The organism is Blastomonas sp. UPD001 (assembly GCF_003426715.1).
GTDB lineage: Bacteria > Pseudomonadota > Alphaproteobacteria > Sphingomonadales > Sphingomonadaceae > Blastomonas.
The window spans coordinates 1,124,039-1,144,136 of record NZ_QKVT01000001.1; the positions used below are offsets into that span (position 1 = coordinate 1,124,039).

Consider the following 20,098-nt stretch of genomic DNA (forward strand, 5'->3'; position numbering starts at 1 on the left):
GCGAAAGCTGTGCGGCCAGCACCTTGTCGACTGCAGGCGCGATATCACCGGTCTTCATGCGCAGGAAGCCGCCGACGACATAGTCCAGGGTGATCCGCGTGCCGCCCTTGACGGGCTTGAGCGTCAGGGTCATCGCGCCGGTCACCGCCTCGCTTTGCAAGGGCCCCAGCGCGCCCGAGAGGCGCAGCAGCCTACCCGGATCGACATAGAGGATCTGCATGTGCTGCACGCTGCCGCGCAGGGTGCGCTGCGGCGCGCCGCCTTCGGTTGTCGTCTCATTGGGGATCAGCTCGCAGAAACAGCCGCCCGCCTGCGCATCCATGTACAGGTTTTCGGCATTGCCGGTCCATGTATGGTCTTTGTCCCACCATTTGGCGGGCGTGCGCAGCATCGCGAAGGTCGCATCGGGATCGGTCGCGACGGTGACGCTCGCCTGCACGACAAAGCCGTTATCGGCCTGCTGGACGACCTCGGCCCGGGCGGGCGTGGCGGCCAGCGTGGTGGCGGCCAGCATAGCGGCAAGTGCGGCAAAAGCGGTGCGCATGGACTATCCCCTCGATCAACCGCTCAGCCATGCCGCCGAATGCGCGCCGGGGCAAGGGGGGCGTGCAAGCCACGCCCCACCCGGCGTGCCGGGGAAATCAGGCCAGCACGTGATCGGCCACGAAGCCGTTGCGCTGGCGCTCGAAGCCGAAATTGCTGGTCGGCCCATGACCGGGCACGAACACCGTGTCGTTGCCCAGCGGCCAGAGCTTCTGCGTGATCGAATCGATCAGGTCCTTGTGATTGCCGCGCGGAAAATCAGTGCGACCGATCGAGCCCTGGAACAGGACATCGCCGACGATCGCGAGCTTCGATGGCGCGTGGTGGAACACGACATGGCCCGGCGTGTGACCGGGGCAATGGATCACGTCGAGCACCAGATTGCCGACGGTGACGGTATCGCCGTCCTTCAGCCAGCGATCAGGCTCGAACACCGACCCGGCGATGCCGTAATTGCGGCCATCGTCATCGAGCCGCGAGATCCAGAACCGGTCTTCCTCGTGCGGCCCCTCGATCGGCAGGCCGAGCTCCTTGGCGAGCGTTCCGGTCTCGCCGCAATGGTCGATATGGCCATGCGTCACCAGCAGCTTTTCCAGCGTTACCCCCGCCTGAGCCACCGCGGCCTTGAGCCTGGGCAGATCGCCGCCCGGATCGACGAGCGCGCCCTTCATCGTCTCGGTGCACCAGAACAACGTGCAGTTCTGCTGCAACGGCGTCACCGGAATGATCGCCGCGCGAAGCGGCGGCTGGGCGGGGTTGGCGGATGCGTCGGTCATGTCAGGCTATGTGGCAAGGATGGCCGGTGGGTGCAAGTCCGGTCAAACCCGCCGCCCCGCCCAGATCACGCGGCCAACAATATGAACGCTTTCAGGCGCGAGATCGGGGAAGCTGGGGTAGAGCGCATTGTCCGAGGTTACCGACAGCCGCCCGTCGGGACGGAAGGCAAGCCGCTTGACGATCAGCGCGTCGTCCATGCGCAGCACATGGATGCCGTCGCGGCGGGGCGAGCCCGCGCCGTCGTGCATCGCGACCAGGATGTCGTCGCCGTCGTTTAGCGTCGGGGCCATGGAATCGCCCTCGACCGCGCCGGATGAACTGCTGGATATAGGCGGGGTTCTTGCCGAGCAATTGCGACACGCCAGCGAAGCTCACCCCGCGCGCCGCGATCAACCGCTCCAGCGTCTGACGAACATCCTGTTCCATATGGGACATATATAGCATCACGATCGATTTTCTCAAGGATATTTCCTACATCATCCGAATCAATTATAGGATTATTCCTACGATCGTCCTGCGAGCCGTCGCCCGCGTCGAGACTAGAAGGAGAATGCCGATGCCGCTGTTGCGCCTGGTCGAAAATTTCCTGCGGGAAACGGGGATGCCGCGCACCCGCTTCGGCCGCCTGTCGGCTGGCGATCCGCGTCTGGTCGACGACCTGCGGCGTGGCCGCGAACCGCGCAAGGCCTTGCGGAATCGAATAGAACATTTCATGAACATCAATCGAGAGGAACAGGCATGATCCACCAGAAGATTCGCCACGATCCCGCGACCGCGCTGATCCGCGCGGTGCTGACGCTCGCCCGTGGTGAAGCGCAGCTCGAGGAGCATCGCGGCACCGCCTGGGCCAGCGCAACCTTCACCGGCATGCGCCACGTGATGCGCGTGACGCTGACCGGGCGCGAGGGCGTTGCGGCCGGCGAATGGCTGGCCAGCATGCTGCCCGAGCACGAGTTCCAGATCGCAGGCCATCTGGTCGCCGACATTGCCGTCAGCGCCATCTACCGCCGCGAGGAAGGGACGCCCGCGATGACGCTGACCATAGAGGCGCTCACCGTCGAGGCAGATTGAGCTGAAATCGCCTCAATCCTGCCAGCGCTCGCGGATCGCTGCGGCATTGGCGGCCAAGTCTGCACGCGAATAGCGCAATCGGGCCGAGGAAACAGCGTCCCCGTCGAAACCGGACAGGGCAATGGCCGGCGCGGCCCCGCGCGATTGCTGCGCCGCCCGCGCCAGCTGCTCGGCAAGCGCAGCGTCGAACAGCGCAAGCCCGCTGAATTCACGACCCACCAGCCCCATTTCGCGGAAAAAATCGATGAGATAATAAGGCGTGATCGGCTGGTGCCGCTCGAGGGCCCGGCTGGCCGTATTCCAGGTTTCTGCGGCATCACCGACCGGCACGCCGCCGCCCAAGTCGCGCAGCCCGAAATTGCCCGGAATGAGCGCCACGATCAGCGCGAGCGCATCGCTCCCGATCAGCGGGGCGATGGCGGAGACGAGCACATCGGCCCTGCCGGGAAGGCTCGTCGGGGGCGGCTCGCCTCGCAAGCGGCGCAGCAGCCCCCGCAGCAAGGCTTACTGCCCCCGCGCGCTGAGCATCGCCGGACGCGGACCCAGCCAGTCGGCCATGGTCACGGTATCGCTGACCTTGTACGGACGGCCCGCCTTGTTGAGGAAGAGCTTCTCCATCTCGGTCCGGTTGAAGGGCCGCGAGCCCAGGCGTCCGAAGATCGCCACCTGGCCGCCCGATTCATCGACGCCGCGGTCACGATCGAGACCCTTGGCCACCGCGATGGCGGGCGTCGGCGTCCGGGTCCACGCGATCAGCTCGGGCCTCGGATCGGGCGAGAAGCCGTAGAAACTGGGCTGGCTCGATGGCGAGGTCAGTTGCAGCACCTTCATCCCGTTGCGGCCATCGGCGACATAGGCGAACAGCGTCGCATTGGTCGATCCGACGATCACGTCCTCGGCATCGGTGAGCTGCCCCCCGGCATTGTAGCGCATATACTCGCGCGGCGCTTCGGGATTGGTGACATCGAGGATCACCAGACCGTCCTGCTTGGCCGCGACATAGGCGAAGGTGCGCGCGAGATAGAGCTTTCGCGCATCGGCGAGCCGCACGGTGCCGCTGGGCACCGCCACCGGAGCCTCCAGGCGCGTGATGTCGAACAGCTTGATGCCGTCAGCGTCCGTGACCCAGAGATAGCGGAACTGCACCGCGCTCGCCCGCGCATCTTTGAGCGGCAGCACCGCCATCAGCTGCGGGTTGAGCTTGCTGTAATCATAGTCGCGCGGCGCATTGGGCGGGATCGGATCGGACAGGCGTACGACCACGAGCCCCGCATCGGCGGTGATATAGGCATAATCGCCCGCCAGCGTGATATGCCGCGCACCCTTCAGCACATTGTCCGGGTTCCAGGTCAGCGTGCGCTTGAAGAAGTTGTTGCGGAATTCGCCATCGGCCAGCGTGTCGATATTGACCGCGATCAGGCCTTCGACGCTGTCGGTGACGAAGGCGTAATGATAGACCGCGTGGAACGGCTGCTCCTGATTGGCCTCGCGCATTTCCGGCGTGTTGCGGCTCGGAGCGATCGGCTGGGTCGTCGCGATCGCCATGCAGGTCGCGTTGGTGGTCTTCACATGCGTGTCATGGCCCAGCGGTGAGAACGGCGCGCGGATGATCCGCTCGGAAAAGCCCTTGTTGCCGATCGAGGCGATGTCATAGGCGCGGAAACCACCCTTGCCTTCCGCGACGAACATGTACTCGCCCCGGTTCTGCAGGCAGTTCACGCGGCCATCGGTGCCCTGGACGACATTGGCGAATTCCTCGCGCGCCTGGGTTTCGCCCGACAGGCCGTCGCTGAAGATCGGGCCGCGCGTCCAGTTCTTGAGCTCGCGTCCGTTCTGCTCGACATGCTGCTTGTAATAATCGGGATAGGCATAGCGGTGCAGATAGGATCCGATCACCGCCTGCGGCTCGTCCCATTCGGTGACGCGCACCGCCTCGAACCCGCCCTCGAGCCCGAACCAGCTGTTGAGCCCGACAAAGTTGACGAAATTGGTGCCGAGCAGCAGGAGCTGCGACATCACCGCATTGTTATCGTTCGCCTCGCTCAGATGGCAGTCGGTGCACTGCTTGGTCTCGGTCTTGCGCACCGTGTGCGGGAAGTGCGGCGCGAAAGCCTGTGACGAGAAGCCGGGCGCCGAGATCGGCGGCTGCTGCACATAGATGCGTTCGCGGTTGATATTGGTCGAGGACAGGATCAGCGCCGAGGTCGAGCGGATCGGGGCGATGATATTGCCCTTGCTCGTCTGGTGGCGGCCGATCTGGAACATCTCGTCACGCGCGACCTGCGGGTTGTAGGTCGCATAGTTGCGCGTCTCGTCTTCCTCGTACTTGTGGACCTTGGCCTTCCAGTTGGCCTCGATCGGCAGGTGGCAACCGCCGCACGAGGTCGTCCAGCTCAGATGGCAGGTGAAGCACGCCATCTTGTCGGTATCGTGCGCGCGGTTCTCCTTCGAGACCGCAAGCCCGAAGCCGTATTTGCCGGTTTCCGCCCCGTCCTTCGCCATCAGCTTGGAGCGTGCGGCCTTGGGGTTGAAATCGGGGCTGTCGGGATTGACCGCGTCCTTGACCAGGCTGACCTTCCACGACAGTTCGGGGTCGAGCACCGAACGCTGGATCAGCACGCGCCGACCGGTCGCGTCCTTCATCCATTCGAAGCGGCGCTGCCCATCGGGATTACGGATCAGCGACAGGTTGTTGCCCTTGGGCCGCGCAGCGAGGTTCGAGGTGAACAGCGTGGGGTACGCATCCGCCGTGCCGTGGCAGTCCTTGCAGCCGATCTCGACGGCATTGGCGACCTCGCCATAGATCAGCCCGTTGCCGTGCCCGTCCTGGCTGAAATGGCAGTCGACGCACTGCATGCCGAGTTCGGCATGGATGTCCATCATGTGCACCGCCTTGCCCGGATTGGTCCCGACGGGGACGAACTTGCCCTCACCCGCCTTGCGGAATTTCTCCGGATCGTCGGGCGAGACCATGTTGGCGGTATCGGTACCCCAGGTCGCCATGTTGCCTTCGGCGTCGAGCAGGTTGCCCTTGCGGTCGCGCTTCAGGATCGCGCGGAAGTTCCAGCCATGGCCGTGATAATCGGCAAACTGCGTGTCCTTGGCCTCGGTGTTGAGGTCGTAGACGTTGCGCACGAACTCGATGTCCGACCACAGGCCGCGCGGCGATGCGCCCTCGGGATTGCGGTCGAGCGTCGCGCGCACTTCCTTGGCGGTGGGGTAATGCTGCTTCTTGTAGATGCGCTGATAATCCTCTTCCGACATGCCCTCGGGCTTGGGCGCGCGGTTCTCCGGCCCCGGCCACAGCAGCGGCGCGTCGGATTCATAATCCCACATCGTGTAGCCGAGATAACTGTTCAGGAAGATGTTGGGCTGGTGCATATGGCAGTTCATGCACTGCGCGGTCGGGATCGCCCGCGTGAACGCGTGCTTGAGCGGATGGCCCTTTTCCTTGAACGCCGCCTTTTCGGCATGACCGGCCTTGGCGCCATGGCCATCGCCGCCGCCATGCGACGATCCATGCGCATCCGCGCCCTCGGCGAGCGTGGTGCCATGGTCACCGCCATGGCCGCCTGCTCCGCCATGCTCCTCATGATGCTCGGCCGCGTCATAGTCGCCATAGCGACCCGGGCGCTTCTGGCCTTCGGTCAGGCTGTTGATCGTCGGGTCGTCGGTGATCGTCTGTCCGTCGCGACCATATTTGGCATAGACCAGGCTGTGGCGCGGTTCGCGGTCATTGGCATAGACGACATGGCACGCCGCGCAGCCCGAGGAGCGGTAGTCGCCCGGCTGGTCGTTGGTGCCCATCTGCCACAGGAACGGATCGTTCAAGCGGGTCTTGTGGATGTTCAGAACCGGAATCGCGACGCGCAGGCCGGTGCCGGGGCCGCGGTTCGACTGCTTGAGATCGGGACGGCCCGGCTCTTCCAGACGCTGGATGATGCCGACGCTGTTGGGCAGGCCGATTTCCGGGAAAGTCGGGTTGATGTTGCGACCGCCGCGCTCGAACACGCGGAAGATGTCGCCCGGCGGAATGATGTGCCAGGTCGGCAGCGGATACATGACCGGCAGCGCGCCGCGCGCCTTTTCCGCCTCGGTCACCGTGCCGTGCGCTGCGCCCGGCTCGGTCGCGGCGGACTTGATCATCGCCGGCTTGCCGTCGCGGGTGAAGCTTTCCCCGAACATGTAGTTCTTGAACGGCACGATCCCGTTATTATAGGCCGCGCCGCCCCACAGCATCGCGCCGGTCGCCATCAGCGAGCGTTCGGACGCCTCGATGATCTCGATATGGCAGGCCCCGCAGGATTCGCGCACAACACGGTAATCCGACGGGTTGACGAAGCGGATGAACTCGGGCGCTTCCTTGGCGAGCAGCGCGTAGGAGCGCTGCGGGTTGGCCGAGCTCGGCCATTTCCACGCCACCGGATATTTGGGCAGGACATGGCTCTTCATCAGCGCGTCCTGATACGGCAGGCTGTCACGACCCCATGCGTTGTCGCCCATCACCGTGGCATCGCCGCCATGGCAATCGGTACAGCCCAGCACCACGGCGGGCGAGGCATGCATCGTCTTGTGGTCGCTGGCGGTGTGGCACGACTGGCAGCCGACGCTCTTGGCATCGGCCTCGGCCCATTCCTGGTTCTCGGGCGCGGGCGGCGTGAACGTGTACTTGACCTTCTGCGCCTTTTCCTTGCCCGAGGCGAGCAGCTGATCGGCGGGAAGCGCAGCGAAGGTGGCGAGCAGCAGGCTCGCCAGCAGCAGCTTCCAGTTGAAGGCGGGCATAACGCCGCGCAGCCGGTCAGTACGCCAGGATCGCATTGAAAAGCACCGAATAAAAGAGGTCTGACTTGCCCGATTGGGTGAACAGGTCGCGGAAGCCGCGCGAGGGGTCGAAGATCGCGCCCGACAGGCGGAACACCAGATTCTGGTTGGCATTGGGTCGCCAGATCGCCGCCGCCGAGACATCCCAGCCGATCGATGCGGGCACCGTGCCCTCCTGGCGCAGCGCCTCGATCGTGTCGGTCTTGTGGAACCACAGATGGTTCACGTTCGCCGACAGCCGGGTCGTCGTGCTGAGATCGAAATCCGCACCCGCGCCGAGCAGCACCGTGCCCGGATTGTTGAAGTTCGACTGGCCCTGCTCCTTCGAGGAACGCAGGTTGTTGAGGATGCCGTTGCGGGTGTTGACGCCGACCGCGCGGCCGCCGCCGGCAAACGGGATCACCTGACGGATCCAGTAGCTGGTATCGGCGCCCGCAAAGATCGGGTTCTCGAAGATCGCGTCGAACCCGGCCTCGGTATCGTTATACGGGTTGCCGTCGCCGCTGGCGAACAGCCCTTGCAGCCGGAAGCGCGCCCAGTCATTGTCGTAGCTGACCTCGGCCGCGCCGAAATAGCTGCGGATCTTGGCCTCGCGGCTGGTGAAGAAGCTGTTGCGGTCCTCGCCGAACGCGCCATAGGCCTGGCCGGTGATGTTGATCCGCCCGATACGGCCGTCGATCGCGTAGCCGAGATACACGACATCATATTCGCGGCTGCGCAGGTCGCCAAGCAGCGCCGGACGCACCGGGAAGCCGTTGTCGTCGATCTTGAGCTCGCGCCCGCCTTCGCGGTTCATGTTGTAGGTGACGGAAAGCTGGCTGGTCAGGCCGACCACCGGAAAGTCCTGACGATAGACATTGGCGAAGAACACCCAGTCGTCGCGCGGGGTGTCGACCACGCTGTTCAGGCCCGAATTGGTATCCTTTTCGAGCCGCCAGAAGGCACCGAGGTTGAACTGGAAGCGGTTGTTGTCGCGGTTGCCGAACAGACGGATGCCGAGCTGGTTGTCCTGGAACAGGAAGCCGCGAAAATCGGCCTGCATCGGCTGGACACCCGCGCGTAGCGAGATGAAGTCGTAGCGCGAGCTGTCATACTGGCCGAGGTGATAGTCGATAAACGCTTCCTGCACGCCGACGAAATGGTCGGTGCGGTGCGTCGGGCGCGAGGGCTCGACGAACAGGATGCGGCGTTCGTTGACATCGACATAATTGACCTGCGCGGCCAGCACGAGGCGATATTCGATCGCGGGCGGCTTGTACGCGGTCTCGCCCTTGAGCAGCGAGAAGCCCGCGATCACGGTCTGCGCGAGCACCAGCGAATCCGCGCGACCGAACACGTCGAGGCTGCCCGGCCGCGCCGTGGTCTGCACACCCACCGGGGTCGGGAAGCTGCGCGGCTCGACCACGGTGTCCGACACCACATTGGCGATGAAGAACCAGTCGTCCTCCTTCAGGAAACTCGGGCGCTTGCCCTCCGGAAGCGGCCGGTCGCCCTTGAGCACGTTCTGATGATAGGGGTCGAGCTTCGAGCGGCAGACGTTCGACAGGTTCGGATACAGGCCGTAGATCGATTGGTCGCCGCCCTTGGTCGGGCAGAGCGACGTCACGATGCGCCAGCGGTCGGGCACCGGGAATTCGTCGGTCGGAAAGGCTTCGGGCGCGGGCGCGCGCACCGCACCGGGATTGTCCTGCGTCACCCGATCGGGCAGCTTCTTCTCCAGACCCGGGCGGCGGCGATCGTCGATCAGCGCCTCGTCGGCATCGATCGTCTCGGTATCGGCGGCGGGCGGGGTCGGCAGCATCGCGCCCGGCGCGGGCGGCGCTTCCTGATCGGCAGTGAGCAGCAGTTCATCCTCGCCCATCCCCAGATCGAACAGGCCGGGATCGCCCATCCTGCGGGGCGAACTGAGCCGGTGCGGGGCAGGCGCAACGGCGAGGCGCGGCGCGACCGCGCTGGGCGCCGCCGGAACCTCCGCCTGCTCGGCCATCCGCGTCAGGGCGAGGCTGCGCCCCAGATCGGCGGCGACCAGCGCGGCAATCGCGGTCTGCGGCCCCTGCTGGGCCACAGGCTCGAGTATGGGATCGCCGACCACATCGCCAGTCCCGGCGAAAGCCACGATCGGGATGAGGGCGACGAGCGGCACGGTCATCTACAGACCCTCGCAGACGTTCTGGGTGTTGGTGTCGAGGAACGGCGCGAACGGGCAGCTGACATAGCGCAGGCGCACCTGGGCGTTGCCGACATTCACCACCACCCGGTCAGCGCGGCGATCGGCGGCGGCATTGCCCACCGATCCGACGCGCTGACCGCCATTGTTGAGCCCGAGAAACGCGACCATGTCGTCCTGGTCGATGCCGTCACCCGACACGCCGATGCCCCCGACCAGCACACCGCCGCGATAAATCGGCACGCCGCCCGGGAAGATCTGGATGCCGTTCTGCAAGCGGTTCTGCCCGGCCGCCGCATCGGGCAGACTGGTGCAGCGCTGCGCGGTGTCGGTGGCGGAAGCCCCGGCGACGAACTGCGCATGCTGGATGATGTTGCCCGCGACGAGCTGGACCTGCAGCCCCACGGCGAAGGGGTTGAAATCCTCGATTGGGCGCGAGAGCGGTCCAGGCGGGCGGCCGAGCTCGCCATCGGGGAAATAGGGCCGTGCCAGATTGCCGACGCTGCGATTGCCATAGGCGAAATTGCCGGTCAGCGCCTGCGGATCGTTGAGGAAGGTGCGCATCGCCTGGACGAACGGCGCCACCCCGCCGCCCGCCGCAAGCAGGTTTGCGCCGGCATTGGGGTTGGAGAAGAACATCGCCGTGCGCGCCTTTTGCAGCGACACGTCGGTGCCGAAGATCGGCGCATCGGGCGAGCGGACGATGCCGAGCACCTGACCGTGCGTGTCGACCACCGAGATCGTCGCTTGCATGCGGCTGTCGAGCGGGCGGCGAATCTGCGCGCGCGCGCGGGTCAGCACGGTGAACGCCTCTTCCAGGATCGCGCGCACCTCGGCGGCACTGAGCGGCTGGGTCACCGATGCGCCGTCGGTCCCGGCGCGGATCGGGAAGCGCGGGTTGCCCGCGCCATCGGTCAGGATGAACGCGTCGCTGTTCGCGAACTCGGCCGCGCGCGCCGCGCGGATGCCCGAAGCTTCGGTGCCATAGGGCGTGCCTGCAATGATCGCCGCATTGGCATAGCCGCGCACCGCGATGAGAGACCCGGCGCTGCCGTTGATCGCCGCGAAATTGGTCGCGAGCGGGCCAATATTGGCGGTGGTGATATCGCTGAAGCGCAGCGTGGTGCCGTCCACCGTGATCCGGTCGGCGCGGATCGCATCCGCGGCGGCAAAGCCCTGCGTCCCGGCAAAGGCGATCGCCTCTTCCGCGTCATTGTCGACATCGAGGATATTGGGGTCGAAGCCGTAATCGCCATCGCCCATGACGCCGATCGCGCCGACCACCACGCCATTCTTGTACAGCGGAAGCCCGCCCGGGTCCGCCGCGAGGCCGAGCGGCGAGCGCTTGGGGCCGATGAACGCGCTGGCCCCACCGGCCGAGAGGAAGCGCGACGACAGGTCCGAACAGGGCAGCTGGCTGAACTGCACCCCGAACAGCGGGCCGCTCTCCAGCCCGCGAGTCGATGGCGCGGGCGGGAAATGCTGCTGGACGATCTGGCTTGCGGTGCGGGTCGAGAAGGCATTGCCGCCGCTCGACAGATAGGCACCGGTCACCGCCTTGGAGATCGACGCCATTTCCGCGGGCACATCCAGACCCTGCGCATCGACGAACGGGTTGTTCAGCCCCGCCTCGGTCATCGCGCTGGTGGCGTCGGGCTGGGCGCGGGCGTGGTGCCGCTGCTATTGCCGCCCCCGCAGGAGCTCAGCACCAGCGCCATTGCCGCCAGCGATGCCGTAACCTTGCCAATTCGCATCATGCGCGCACACTCCGCCCGGATGCGACCCGGCCTGCCATCCCTGAACTGAACTCACCAAAACGTCCCACTTCGGTCATCTCCCTGCCCAGCCGGTCTTATTGCAGCGACCGGATGGTCCGCACTGCGCCCCCCAGCGCCCGGCGGAATTCGAGCGGCTTGTAGCCATTGGGCTCTGCCACGGCGGCATAGGCCTGATTGATCTGCGCCCTGAGCGACGTCGCGGCGCCCCCCGAGACCTGACCCTGGTTCACCAGACCGCTGAGCAGCGTATCGACCGCCATCACCGCCTGCACGCTGCCTTCGTAATCGGTATAGCGCGGGCTGATCGCCTCGCTGGCAATCGCTTCCATGATCGAGAAGGTCTGCGCGCGGGTGAAATCGCTGCGGCTGAACTGATCTGCCAATGCCATCGCGGTCTGGCGCAGCCGGTTGGCCGCCTCGACCGCCGGACCGCGACCCTGCGCCATCGCGGCATGGAAGGCGCGCGCCTGCGATTCATACTGCTGCGCGAGCCCGGGTGCAGCGATCCGCACCGCTGCCGAGAGCATGATCATGTTCTCGTCATTGTAAGGCGGCATGCCGGTCGGGATCGGGCGACCCGGGTTGGCAAGCTTGGTGGGCCGCGCATCTTCCTCGTCAAAGATGCGGCGATGGCAGCTATGGCAGTCGAAGAAGTAGAATTCGGGGAAGACGCCTTCCTGGCCGATACCGGGCTTGCCGAACAGGCTCAGCGAGCGCTCGAGCGCGATCGCCTGGCCCACGGCCCACATGCGCATGCTGTTGGTCTTGCCCTTGCGCTGGCGGTAATCGGCATCTTCGTCATGGTGCTGGGTCAGCGTCGAGAACAGGTCGAGCTCGAACGAGATTCGCGGATGCCCCGCCGCCATGATCCGGTGATTGACGAACTGGCCGGGCGCATCGTTGCCCAGATGGCAGTCGAGGCACACGCCCGCGCGCGCCTGCGCGCTTTCGAGCGGGATCATGCCCTGCGACACGTTGCGCGCATGGCTAGTGCCGGTAGCATAATGGCTCGACAGCCAGCCCGACGCCGCGCCGTGACAGGCTTCGCAGCTTACGCCGGACCTGGAACCGCGGACCCCTGGACGCTGCCGGGGTCGAATGGCAGCCGAGGCACATCGCGGCCGAGCGCGGATCGCCGATGCCCAGCTTCTTGCCGATCGCCAGGCTGCGCGGCTCGCCCAGAACGCGGAAGGCGCGGCTATGCGCGCCGCCGGGGGTCGATTCTTCCTGCCAGCGCCACAATTCGTCCTGGCGCACAACCTCGCCATCGGCCTCGTTGCGTCCATGACAGGTCGATCCGGCGCAGCTGCCCACGCCCATATGCGTGCCGCGCGCCGCCATGCTGGCGCCCTGCGCCTCCAGCCGTTCGGCGGCTGCGAAATTCGCGATGAAGAAAGCGCCGATCGCCAGAGCAAGACAGGCCATGCCTGCGATTGCGGCACGGATTCCACCCACGCGTTGAACGGCCCAAAGCCATGATTTGTGCATCGTCGCTTTTACCCCCGGCTCCGTGAGGAACCGGCCCCCGATAGACTAACGATGCGACCCCTTAGTCTTGTCTTGCCGTCTCTTATCGCCGGTTCGTCCAGCAGTTTCAAGGCAATCCTTCAGGTCACGCCGCAAAAATCTGCGGGCGCGGACGGGCCTCTCCTTTCCGCCGCCATGCTTGCCGCAGCGCAGCATATTTGCCATGGTCACCGATAGATAAGGGAGGGCAGTGATGACACTCGGCTTGGGATTCGCAAATGGCGCATGGCTCGGGCATCTGTCGTTCATGATCCTGGCGATCGCGCTGATCGCGCCGCCGATGCCCTGGATGCGACTCGGCATCGTGCTCTCGGCCCTCGCCGGGCTCGGCTATGCTCTGGGCTTTGCCAATGATCTCGGCCTTGCCCTGTGGTTTCTCGTGCTGCTGGTGATCGGCGCGTCGATGCTGCTGCGCTATCTGATGGCCGAGCGCGGCTCGCGCTTCTCCGCCGAGGAAGAGGCGCTGCGCGCCAGCTTCATGGGCGAGATGACCCGCGCCGGAGCACGCCATCTGATGGACCAGGGCAACTGGATCACCGGTCGCGCCGGCGAGGTGCTGATCAACGAGGGCGAGGCGATCAGCCATCTGTTCTATCTGCATGACGGCGAGGCGGAGATTTCGCTGCACGGCGCGCATGTCGGCAGCGTCACCAGCGGCGACCTGATCGGCGATGCGACGGCGCTCAGCGGCGAGCCTGCCACCGGCACGGTCACGCTCGCCACCGACAGCCGCTTCTGGTGCGTTTCCGCCCCCAAGCTGCGGCAATATCTGGAACTGCACCCCGACGCGCGCACGGTGATCGAGCGCCAGATCAACCAGGCACTCGAGGGCAAGCTGCGCGCGGCGAACGCGGCGCTCGCGGGCGGTTGAGTTTACCGCCAGGGCAGCACATCTCGTCCCTCGACTTCGCTCGGGACAAACGGAGAGAGAGTCCACGTCGAACCGACCATGGCTCCCGGCAAACCACTCGGCTACTGGTCGATTTAGGTCGTGAAGGACACGGAACACGACGAGCCTGGTTTGACTACGTCCGTTTGTCCCGAGCGAAGTCGAGGGACGTAGCGAGCAAACCGCTCGATCAGGCTATTGCTGCGGCTCGAGCACCTGGCCGATCACGTGCACCATGCCGTTGCTCGCCGCCAGGTCGGCCTGCTGGATCGAACCGACATCGCCGCCGGAATCGGCCAGCCGCACCTGGTCGAGCTCGATCGAGGCGTTGATCGTCTCGCCCTGCAGCGTGGTGAGTTCGATGCTACCACCCTTGTCGCCGATCTGCTTGCGCAGGTCCGCCGCCGTCAGCCGGCCGGGGATGATATGATAATTGAGCACCGCCGCCAGGCGCGCCTTGTTCTCGGGCAGCAGCAGGTCGGCGAGCGCATCGACGCCCAGCTTGTCGAACGCGCCATTGTCGGGCGCGAACAGCGTCATCGGCTTGTCCGCCGCCAGCGCAGCGCTCAATTCCGCCGCCTTGATCGCGCGCGCGAGCGTCGACAGATCGGGGTTGCGCAGCACCACCTCGTCGACGCGCAGGATGGCATCGGGTTCGTCGGCGGCCGCCTCCTTGACCTCGAGGCTGGCCGGATCGACCCGCTTGACCGGATCGCCGCCGCCATCATGGCTGCCGCAGCCCGCGACCATCAGGGTCAGCGTCAGAAGGGATGCTGTGGCAGTCAAACGCATGTCGGTCTCCAAATCATCGCGCGATCAGGCCTCGTGCTGCTTGTCCAAGAAGACGAAGTCGCGCTCCAGGCTGAGCATATGGGCACCGCCATCGACGAAAAGCAACTGGCCGGTAATCGCAGGCTCCCCGGCCAGATAACGCACGGCGCGCGCAATGTCTCCCGGAGCCGACAGGCGGTGCAGCGGCATGCGCTCGGCAAGGCGCGCCATCTGCGCATCGTCATAATCGCTGGTCGCCAGCGTCAGGCCGGGCGCGACGCCATTGACCCGCGCTTTCGCGCCGAACGCCCGCGCCAATGTTCGGATCGATTCGGCCAGCGCCTGCTTGGAGAGGGTGTAGCTGAGCTGGTCGCCATTGGGATTGCGCACGCGCTGGTCGATGATCTGCACGATCACGGGCACGACCCCCTCACCTGCCCCGGCCACGACCGCGCGCGTCAGCAGCATCGGCGCGAACAGGTTCACCGCGAAATGATCGGCCAGCATCTGCGCCGACATGCTCTGCCAGTCGTCATATTCGAACAGCGAGGCATTGTTGACGAGCAGGTCGGGCGCGCGACCGAAATGCGCGGTCACCCGGTCGATCAGGCCTTGCGGGGCATCGCAATCGGCCAGATCGGCGGCATAGCCCTGCCAGTCGGTACCCTGCGCTTCCAGCGTCGCAGCGAGCTCGGGCTCGGGCGTCAGATCGCTGCGCCCATGCAGGGCCAGGGCGTAGCCCGCGCGCGCCATTTCCATCGCGATGGCAGCCCCCACCCGGCGAAAGCCGCCGGTGACGAGCGCCAGCGGGGCGGGCTTGCCGCTCACCGGCGCGTCCGGGTCAGCGTGATGCCGATCGATTCGCCCGCTTCGGCAATCGCCAGCTTGATGATCTTCACCTTGAGCCGCCAGATGCGCGGATCCTGCAGGAACAGCGTCTCGATGACATGATCGGCCACCGCCTCGATCAGCGTGAAATGCACACCTTCAGGCAAGGCGGTCGAGGCCGCGTGCTTGAGGTCCATGTAGTTCTTGGATGCGCTGAGCGGCGTGTCGGGCGCATAATGGTCCTGCGCCCGCATCTCCGCCCAGATGGTGAAGCGCAGCGGCTGGGGCAGCTTGGTCTCTTCCGAATAGATGCCGGTCAGGACGTTGACGTCGAAATCGGCGACCTCGAGGATCAGGCTATCGGGTTGGGTGTCGGTCAAATGCTGGGCCTGTTCTAGTATGTCTTCATCGTCACCCCCGTGCACGCGGGGGTCCCGCTTGTCTCTTGCCGTCGCAGCAGAAGCGGGAATGACGAGGGGATTTTCAGCTGCCCAGCGCGTTGGCAAATTGCACGGCTGAGCGCAAGTGTTTCACCCGTTCGACCAGCGCGCGAAGATCGCGGTCGGCAGCAGGCGCCCACCCGATTTCTCACGCACCGCCAGCTCGCCGATCTCGATCCGTCCCGGCAGATCGGCGAAATGCGCCGCGAGCAGTTCGCCCAGCGCCAGCGCCGACATGCGCACCGCATAGACGGTGAGGAACAGGCAGGACGAGCGCTCGTCGAGCAGCCTGCGGCAATCGGCGATCAGCGCGGGCAAATGCTCCTCGAGCTTCCACACCTCGCCCTCGGGGCCGCGTCCGAACTTGGGCGGATCGAGCAGGATCGCGTCATAGCGCCTGCCCCGGCGCACCTCGCGCGCGGCGAACTTGACGCAATCGTCGACCAGCCAGCGCACCGGCAGGTCCTCCATCCCCGACAGCGCGGCATTGGCGCGCGCGGCCGCGACCGATTTCTTCGAGGCATCGACATGCGTCAGCTCGGCCCCGGCGGCCGCCATCGCCAGTGTGCCGACGCCGGTATAGCCGAACAGGTTGAGCGCCCTCGCCCGCTCCTCGCCCTTGTGCGCGGCGATATGCCCGCGCAACCAGCGCCAGACCGGGTCCATGTCCGGGAAGAAGCCGAGATGCCGGAACGGGGTGTTGAGCGCGGTCAGCCGCACCTCTTCCCACGCGAGCGACCAGCCTTCGCGCGGCACGGTCGGCTCGAGCTGCCAGCGCCCGCCGCCATCCTCGTCCGATCCGGGAATGAACGCGCCATCGGCATCCCAGTCAGGCAACCGCGTCGGCCACATCGCCTGCGGTTCCGGGCGGATGAAGCGGTACGGCCCGTAGGACTCGAACTTGCGCCCGCCGCCGCTGTCGATCAGCGTGTAGTCCGCGCGCGGTTCGCCGATCATCAGCAGCGGTTGCGGGTCGAACTCGGCCATGCGCGCGCGTCAGCCCTTTGCCGGGACCGCGCGCTCGGCGATATAGTCGCGCACCGCGGTGTAGTCGCCGGGCAGCTTGTCGAACTTCTCGGCGCGCTCGAACAGGTCGCCGACGCGTGCAGGCAGGCGCGGGCGCAGGCCGGTGGCGCGCTCGACCGCATCGCGGAACTTGCTGGGGTGCGCGGTCGCCAGCGTGACGCAGGGGATCGCGCGGTCGATCGTGCCCGCATCCTGCAGGCGGTGCGCGGCGCCCAGCCCGATCGCGGTGTGCGGATCGATCATCTGCCCGGCCTCGTCCCAGGCACGGCGCATGGCGATGCCCATTTCCTCGGGATCGATCCGCGCGCTCGAGAACAATGCTTCGGCACCAGCGCGCATCGCGGGCGAAAGCTGCATCGCCTTGCTGCTTTCGAAGCCCTTCATCCGCGCCGCGGTCAGCGCGCCATCGCGGCCTTCGAGGTCGAACAGGAGCCGCTCGAAATTCGAGCTGACCTGGATATCCATCGAAGGGGCCGCGGTCGGCGTCACGCTGCCGGCGGAATAGTCGCCCGCGCTGATCGCGCGGTGGAGGATGTCGTTGACGTTGGTCGCGACGATCAGCCGCGCCACCGGCAGACCCATCTGTGCTGCGACATAGCCCGCGAACACGTCGCCGAAATTGCCCGTCGGCACCGAAAAGGCGACCGGGCGGTGCGGCGCGCCGAGCTGCAGCGCGGCGGCGAAATAATAGACGATCTGCGCCATCAGCCGCGCCCAGTTGATCGAATTGACCGCAGACAGGCTGAAGCGTCCGGCGAAATCGGGATCGCCGAACATGCGCTTCACCATCGCCTGGGCATCGTCGAAGCTGCCGTCGATCGCGATATTGTGGACATTGGGCGCGAGCACCGTGGTCATCTGCCGCCGCTGGACGTCGGAGACGCGGCCATCGGGGTGGAGCATGAAGATATCGACCTTCTCGCGCCCGGCCACCGCATCGATCGCTGCCGATCCGGTATCGCCCGAGGTCGCGCCGACGATCGTCAGATGCGTGTCGCGGTTCGAGAGGAAGCGCTCGAACAGATGGCCGAGAAGTTGCAGCGCGACATCCTTGAACGCCAGCGTGGGGCCGTGGAACAGCTCGAGCAGCCAGTTGCTCTCATCGACCTGCACCAGCGGCGTCACCGCCTTGTGCGAGAAGCGCCCATAGGCCGCCTCGCACAGGCCGCGCAGCTCGTCCTCGCTCAGGCTGCCAGCGACGAAGGGCGTCATGATGCGCACGGCGAGCTCGACATAGGACAGCCCGGCCATGCCGGCGATCTCGGCATGCGTGAATTTCGGCCAGGTGCGCGGGACGTACAGCCCGCCATCGCTTGCCAAACCTGCCAGCGTCACGCCCTCGAAATCGAGCGCCGCGGCTTCCCCCCTGGTGCTGATATAGTCCATGGGGTGGACCCGTTAGCGGTCCTGCCCCCTGCATGCAACCAATGCGTTATGGGAGACGGGCCCCGCTCAGTCCTCTTCGGGGCTTTCATAGAACATCAGCACCGCCGGACCTTCGGGCGTTTCGATCAGCCCGTGCTCGACAAAACCGGCGTTCACATAGGCGTTGCGCGCGCGCTGGTTCTCCGGATCGGGATCGATGCACAGCACGCGCACGCCTTGCGCATTGAGCTGCTTGGCGAGCATCGCGAGCAGCCGGGCGCCATGGCCCTTGCCGATCAGCGAGGGGATGCCGATGAAGCAATCGACCGCACGCGCGCCCTGCGGCAGGTCCTGCAGATGCTTTTGCGGCCAGGCGTGCACCTCGAAATGCTGGATATAGGCGATCGGATGGCCATCGAGCATGCCGATCAGCTGCACCATGTCGGGATTGTCCATATCCTCGATGATCAGCTGCAGCTCATGGGCGGGGTCACCCCACCATTGCTCGACCTCGGGAGTCTTCAGCCATTGCTCGAGCATCGGCAGGTCCGAATGGGTGACCCGATGAAAGCCGTAATAATGTCCGCCCTGCATGGTCTCTCCTTGCGGCGTCACGCGGACATGGGGGATCGTGTCCGCCTTGCGACTGCCAGACCATATATAACGGCAGCAATGCCAGCGAATAAAAACCATTGTACCGCATAGGCCCAATGGTTGTTGGGAATGTCCTCGGGCGAAGGCTTCTGGACGGGCTGCAGCCCCGCAACCGGGGGCGCGGCGACCAGGCGGATCAGCGCATTACTGTCCGGCGCAATGATGCCGCTCACCGGCCCACCGGACCAGGCAGGATTGTCGGGACGCTGCGACCACCCGGCGACGACCTGCGCGCCAGGCCCTTCGGCACCGGTGCGGCACGAAGCGATATGCACCCAGCCCGATGCGCCCGACGCGCTGCGCCCGCTCGACGAGCGCCAGCCCGCGACCTCGAGGCAATGGACGCTCGATCGGCGATAGAGCGGCAGCGCACTCGCATCGGGCACCACGGGCCAGGCGACCGGCGGCCTGTCGACGGCGGTGCGATATTCGGCGAGCAGCGCCTCTTTCCACGCCATGCGCTGAAGCTGCCAGATGCCCAGACCGATCATGATCGCAATGGCGATGCCGACGACGAGCGTGGGAATCAGGGGAAGCCGCTTCATCGCGCGTCCTGGCGGCCGTCGTCGAGCCGTCCCTCGCGCACCTCGGCGCGTGCCTCGTGGATCAGCATCGCCGCCTTGGAGACACGCAAACTCAGGATCACCAGGGCGAAGGTCAGCGGCACCCAGAGCAGGATATGCACCCAGAAGGGCGGGCTCGCCTGAACCTGCAGAACCACGGCAAGGGCGGAGATCAGCGCGCCGATGACGAGAATGAGGAACGCCGCAGGCCCGTCGCCGACATTATAGGCGGTGAAATCCTGCCCGCAGGCGCGGCACCGTGGGGCGAAGCGGACCCATCCCGCGAACAATGTGCGCGATCCGCAGACCGGGCACTCGCCGGTGAGCGCAGCCTGGATCAGCGGCGAGCGCGGGCTCGTGCCCTCAGGCACGTCCCATGCACCAGGGATCGGGGTTCCAGTCGACGGGCGGCGTCACGACGCCCGGTTGCGGGAACTGGTGCTTGAAGGTGAACGCGTGCGGGCTGGGACCGAATCTGTCGAGCCGCCACAATGCGGCCAGCCCTTCGTCGACGCTGGGGACATGGCCCGCGGGCACCCACCAGAGCGCCTGATAGGCATTGTCCATCCGCTCGATCCATTCGCGCCTCCGCGCCATCACCGGGGTATGCGCGCTGCGATAGACGAAGTCGAACAGGCTGGCGGGATCGCGCCAGACCGACATGTTGACGACGAAGCGCGGGTCGGGGGTCGGCTGCAGGTCCACGGCATTGCCGCTGTCGCCCTGCAACCGCCAGATATAGCCGTCGGACTGTTCGGCCAGGGCATTGATGCCGTCGAGCATCCCCATGAACCCGGCCACCGCCGGGTCATCGGGATGCGCGATCAGCCGGGCGACATTGATCTGGGCGATATGCCAGCCAGGCTGATCGGTCATCA

At 66.0% G+C, this 20,098-nt stretch carries 18 protein-coding genes and 2 pseudogenes; 3 read left to right on the forward strand and 17 right to left on the reverse strand.

Annotated elements, in window-relative coordinates; genetic code table 11:
• From DM995_RS21695 to DM995_RS05540, 3 genes and pseudogenes are all read right to left on the reverse strand, one after another.
• Nucleotides 1–544: SRPBCC family protein (locus tag DM995_RS21695; protein ID WP_198669265.1), on the reverse strand; the 544-nt coding region annotated here is incomplete at its 3' end.
• A 97-nt stretch (nt 545–641) separates the two neighbouring features.
• On the reverse strand, nt 642–1,319 hold the full coding sequence (locus DM995_RS05535; RefSeq protein WP_116968760.1) for an MBL fold metallo-hydrolase: 678 nt from the start codon (nt 1,317–1,319) through the stop codon (nt 642–644).
• Nucleotides 1,320–1,361: 42 nt separating this feature from the next.
• A pseudogene (locus tag DM995_RS05540) lies at nt 1,362–1,746 on the reverse strand (S24 family peptidase).
• Between the two features lie 130 nt (nt 1,747–1,876).
• Between DM995_RS05540 and DM995_RS05545 the strand changes: the two are divergent.
• Complete coding sequence (locus tag DM995_RS05545; protein ID WP_116968761.1) at nt 1,877–2,062, forward strand: hypothetical protein; 186 nt, start codon at nt 1,877–1,879, stop codon at nt 2,060–2,062.
• Entirely contained in the window at nt 2,059–2,391 is a 333-nt protein-coding gene (locus DM995_RS05550) for a hypothetical protein (protein ID WP_116968762.1), read from the forward strand. The genes DM995_RS05545 and DM995_RS05550 overlap by 4 nt, the downstream gene beginning before the upstream one ends.
• A 12-nt stretch (nt 2,392–2,403) precedes the next feature.
• Here DM995_RS05550 and DM995_RS05555 read toward each other — a convergent pair whose 3' ends face one another.
• The 5 genes and pseudogenes from DM995_RS05555 to DM995_RS05575 form a co-directional block, all read right to left on the reverse strand.
• A complete protein-coding gene (locus DM995_RS05555) occupies nt 2,404–2,823 on the reverse strand; it encodes a hypothetical protein (RefSeq protein ID WP_116968763.1) in 420 nt (139 codons plus the stop codon).
• Between the two features lie 72 nt (nt 2,824–2,895).
• Nucleotides 2,896–7,173, reverse strand: a complete 4,278-nt coding sequence (locus DM995_RS05560) for an LVIVD repeat-containing protein (protein WP_116968764.1) — start codon at nt 7,171–7,173, stop codon at nt 2,896–2,898.
• A 16-nt stretch (nt 7,174–7,189) separates the two neighbouring features.
• Nucleotides 7,190–9,013, reverse strand: coding sequence for a hypothetical protein (locus DM995_RS05565; RefSeq protein WP_232824487.1), 1,824 nt, complete (start codon nt 9,011–9,013; stop codon nt 7,190–7,192).
• A 348-nt stretch (nt 9,014–9,361) separates the two neighbouring features.
• Complete coding sequence (locus DM995_RS05570; RefSeq protein ID WP_353653352.1) at nt 9,362–11,017, reverse strand: heme-binding protein; 1,656 nt, start codon at nt 11,015–11,017, stop codon at nt 9,362–9,364.
• Between the two features lie 214 nt (nt 11,018–11,231).
• Nucleotides 11,232–12,612, reverse strand: a pseudogene (locus DM995_RS05575) (multiheme c-type cytochrome).
• A 265-nt stretch (nt 12,613–12,877) separates the two neighbouring features.
• On the opposite strand from DM995_RS05575, the gene DM995_RS05580 reads away from it, so the two are divergent.
• Entirely contained in the window at nt 12,878–13,555 is a 678-nt protein-coding gene (locus DM995_RS05580; protein WP_116968766.1) for a Crp/Fnr family transcriptional regulator, read from the forward strand.
• 213 nt (nt 13,556–13,768) lie between these two features.
• On the opposite strand, the gene DM995_RS05585 is transcribed toward DM995_RS05580, so the two are convergent.
• The 9 genes from DM995_RS05585 to DM995_RS05625 form a co-directional block, all read right to left on the reverse strand.
• Nucleotides 13,769–14,365 (reverse strand): fasciclin domain-containing protein, encoded by a 597-nt coding sequence (locus tag DM995_RS05585; protein WP_157973087.1) that lies wholly within the window; start codon nt 14,363–14,365, stop codon nt 13,769–13,771.
• 24 nt (nt 14,366–14,389) lie between these two features.
• Complete coding sequence (locus DM995_RS05590; RefSeq protein ID WP_116968768.1) at nt 14,390–15,172, reverse strand: SDR family oxidoreductase; 783 nt, start codon at nt 15,170–15,172, stop codon at nt 14,390–14,392.
• Complete coding sequence (locus DM995_RS05595; protein WP_023837106.1) at nt 15,169–15,552, reverse strand: dihydroneopterin aldolase; 384 nt, start codon at nt 15,550–15,552, stop codon at nt 15,169–15,171. The genes DM995_RS05590 and DM995_RS05595 overlap by 4 nt, the downstream gene beginning before the upstream one ends.
• Before the next feature lie 150 nt (nt 15,553–15,702).
• A complete protein-coding gene (locus DM995_RS05600) occupies nt 15,703–16,599 on the reverse strand; it encodes a class I SAM-dependent methyltransferase (RefSeq protein WP_116968769.1) in 897 nt (298 codons plus the stop codon).
• A gap of 9 nt (nt 16,600–16,608) precedes the next feature.
• Nucleotides 16,609–18,024 carry a threonine synthase gene (thrC, locus tag DM995_RS05605; RefSeq protein ID WP_116968770.1) on the reverse strand — a complete coding sequence of 472 codons (1,416 nt, stop codon included), beginning with the start codon at nt 18,022–18,024 and terminating at the stop codon, nt 16,609–16,611.
• Between the two features lie 66 nt (nt 18,025–18,090).
• Nucleotides 18,091–18,597, reverse strand: a complete 507-nt coding sequence (locus DM995_RS05610) for a GNAT family N-acetyltransferase (RefSeq protein WP_023837109.1) — start codon at nt 18,595–18,597, stop codon at nt 18,091–18,093.
• Nucleotides 18,598–18,614: 17 nt separating this feature from the next.
• The gene (locus tag DM995_RS05615; RefSeq protein ID WP_116968772.1) at nt 18,615–19,202 is read right to left on the reverse strand and encodes an SURF1 family cytochrome oxidase biogenesis protein; all 588 of its coding nucleotides are present in this window, start codon (nt 19,200–19,202) and stop codon (nt 18,615–18,617) included.
• On the reverse strand, nt 19,199–19,591 hold the full coding sequence (locus DM995_RS05620) for a DUF983 domain-containing protein (protein ID WP_116968773.1): 393 nt from the start codon (nt 19,589–19,591) through the stop codon (nt 19,199–19,201). The genes DM995_RS05615 and DM995_RS05620 overlap by 4 nt, the downstream gene beginning before the upstream one ends.
• The gene (locus DM995_RS05625) at nt 19,584–20,096 is read right to left on the reverse strand and encodes a DUF3291 domain-containing protein (RefSeq protein WP_116968774.1); all 513 of its coding nucleotides are present in this window, start codon (nt 20,094–20,096) and stop codon (nt 19,584–19,586) included. The genes DM995_RS05620 and DM995_RS05625 overlap by 8 nt, the downstream gene beginning before the upstream one ends.
• Between the last annotated feature and the right edge of the window lie 2 nt (nt 20,097–20,098).

What these genes read in the sequence shown, in the direction of transcription:
- DM995_RS05535 (WP_116968760.1), bottom strand. Translation starts at nt 1,319, where the DNA reads ATGACCGACGCATCCGCCAACCCCGCCCAGCCGCCGCTTCGCGCGGCG.
- DM995_RS05545 (WP_116968761.1), top strand. Translation starts at nt 1,877, where the DNA reads ATGCCGCTGTTGCGCCTGGTCGAAAATTTCCTGCGGGAAACGGGGATG.
- DM995_RS05550 (WP_116968762.1), top strand. Translation starts at nt 2,059, where the DNA reads ATGATCCACCAGAAGATTCGCCACGATCCCGCGACCGCGCTGATCCGC.
- DM995_RS05560 (WP_116968764.1), bottom strand. Translation starts at nt 7,173, where the DNA reads ATGCCCGCCTTCAACTGGAAGCTGCTGCTGGCGAGCCTGCTGCTCGCC.
- DM995_RS05565 (WP_232824487.1), bottom strand. Translation starts at nt 9,013, where the DNA reads ATGCTGCCGACCCCGCCCGCCGCCGATACCGAGACGATCGATGCCGAC.
- DM995_RS05570 (WP_353653352.1), bottom strand. Translation starts at nt 11,017, where the DNA reads ATGACCGAGGCGGGGCTGAACAACCCGTTCGTCGATGCGCAGGGTCTG.
- DM995_RS05580 (WP_116968766.1), top strand. Translation starts at nt 12,878, where the DNA reads ATGACACTCGGCTTGGGATTCGCAAATGGCGCATGGCTCGGGCATCTG.
- DM995_RS05585 (WP_157973087.1), bottom strand. Translation starts at nt 14,365, where the DNA reads ATGCGTTTGACTGCCACAGCATCCCTTCTGACGCTGACCCTGATGGTC.
- DM995_RS05600 (WP_116968769.1), bottom strand. Translation starts at nt 16,599, where the DNA reads ATGGCCGAGTTCGACCCGCAACCGCTGCTGATGATCGGCGAACCGCGC.
- thrC (WP_116968770.1), bottom strand. Translation starts at nt 18,024, where the DNA reads ATGGACTATATCAGCACCAGGGGGGAAGCCGCGGCGCTCGATTTCGAG.
- DM995_RS05610 (WP_023837109.1), bottom strand. Translation starts at nt 18,597, where the DNA reads ATGCAGGGCGGACATTATTACGGCTTTCATCGGGTCACCCATTCGGAC.
- DM995_RS05615 (WP_116968772.1), bottom strand. Translation starts at nt 19,202, where the DNA reads ATGAAGCGGCTTCCCCTGATTCCCACGCTCGTCGTCGGCATCGCCATT.
- DM995_RS05625 (WP_116968774.1), bottom strand. Translation starts at nt 20,096, where the DNA reads ATGACCGATCAGCCTGGCTGGCATATCGCCCAGATCAATGTCGCCCGG.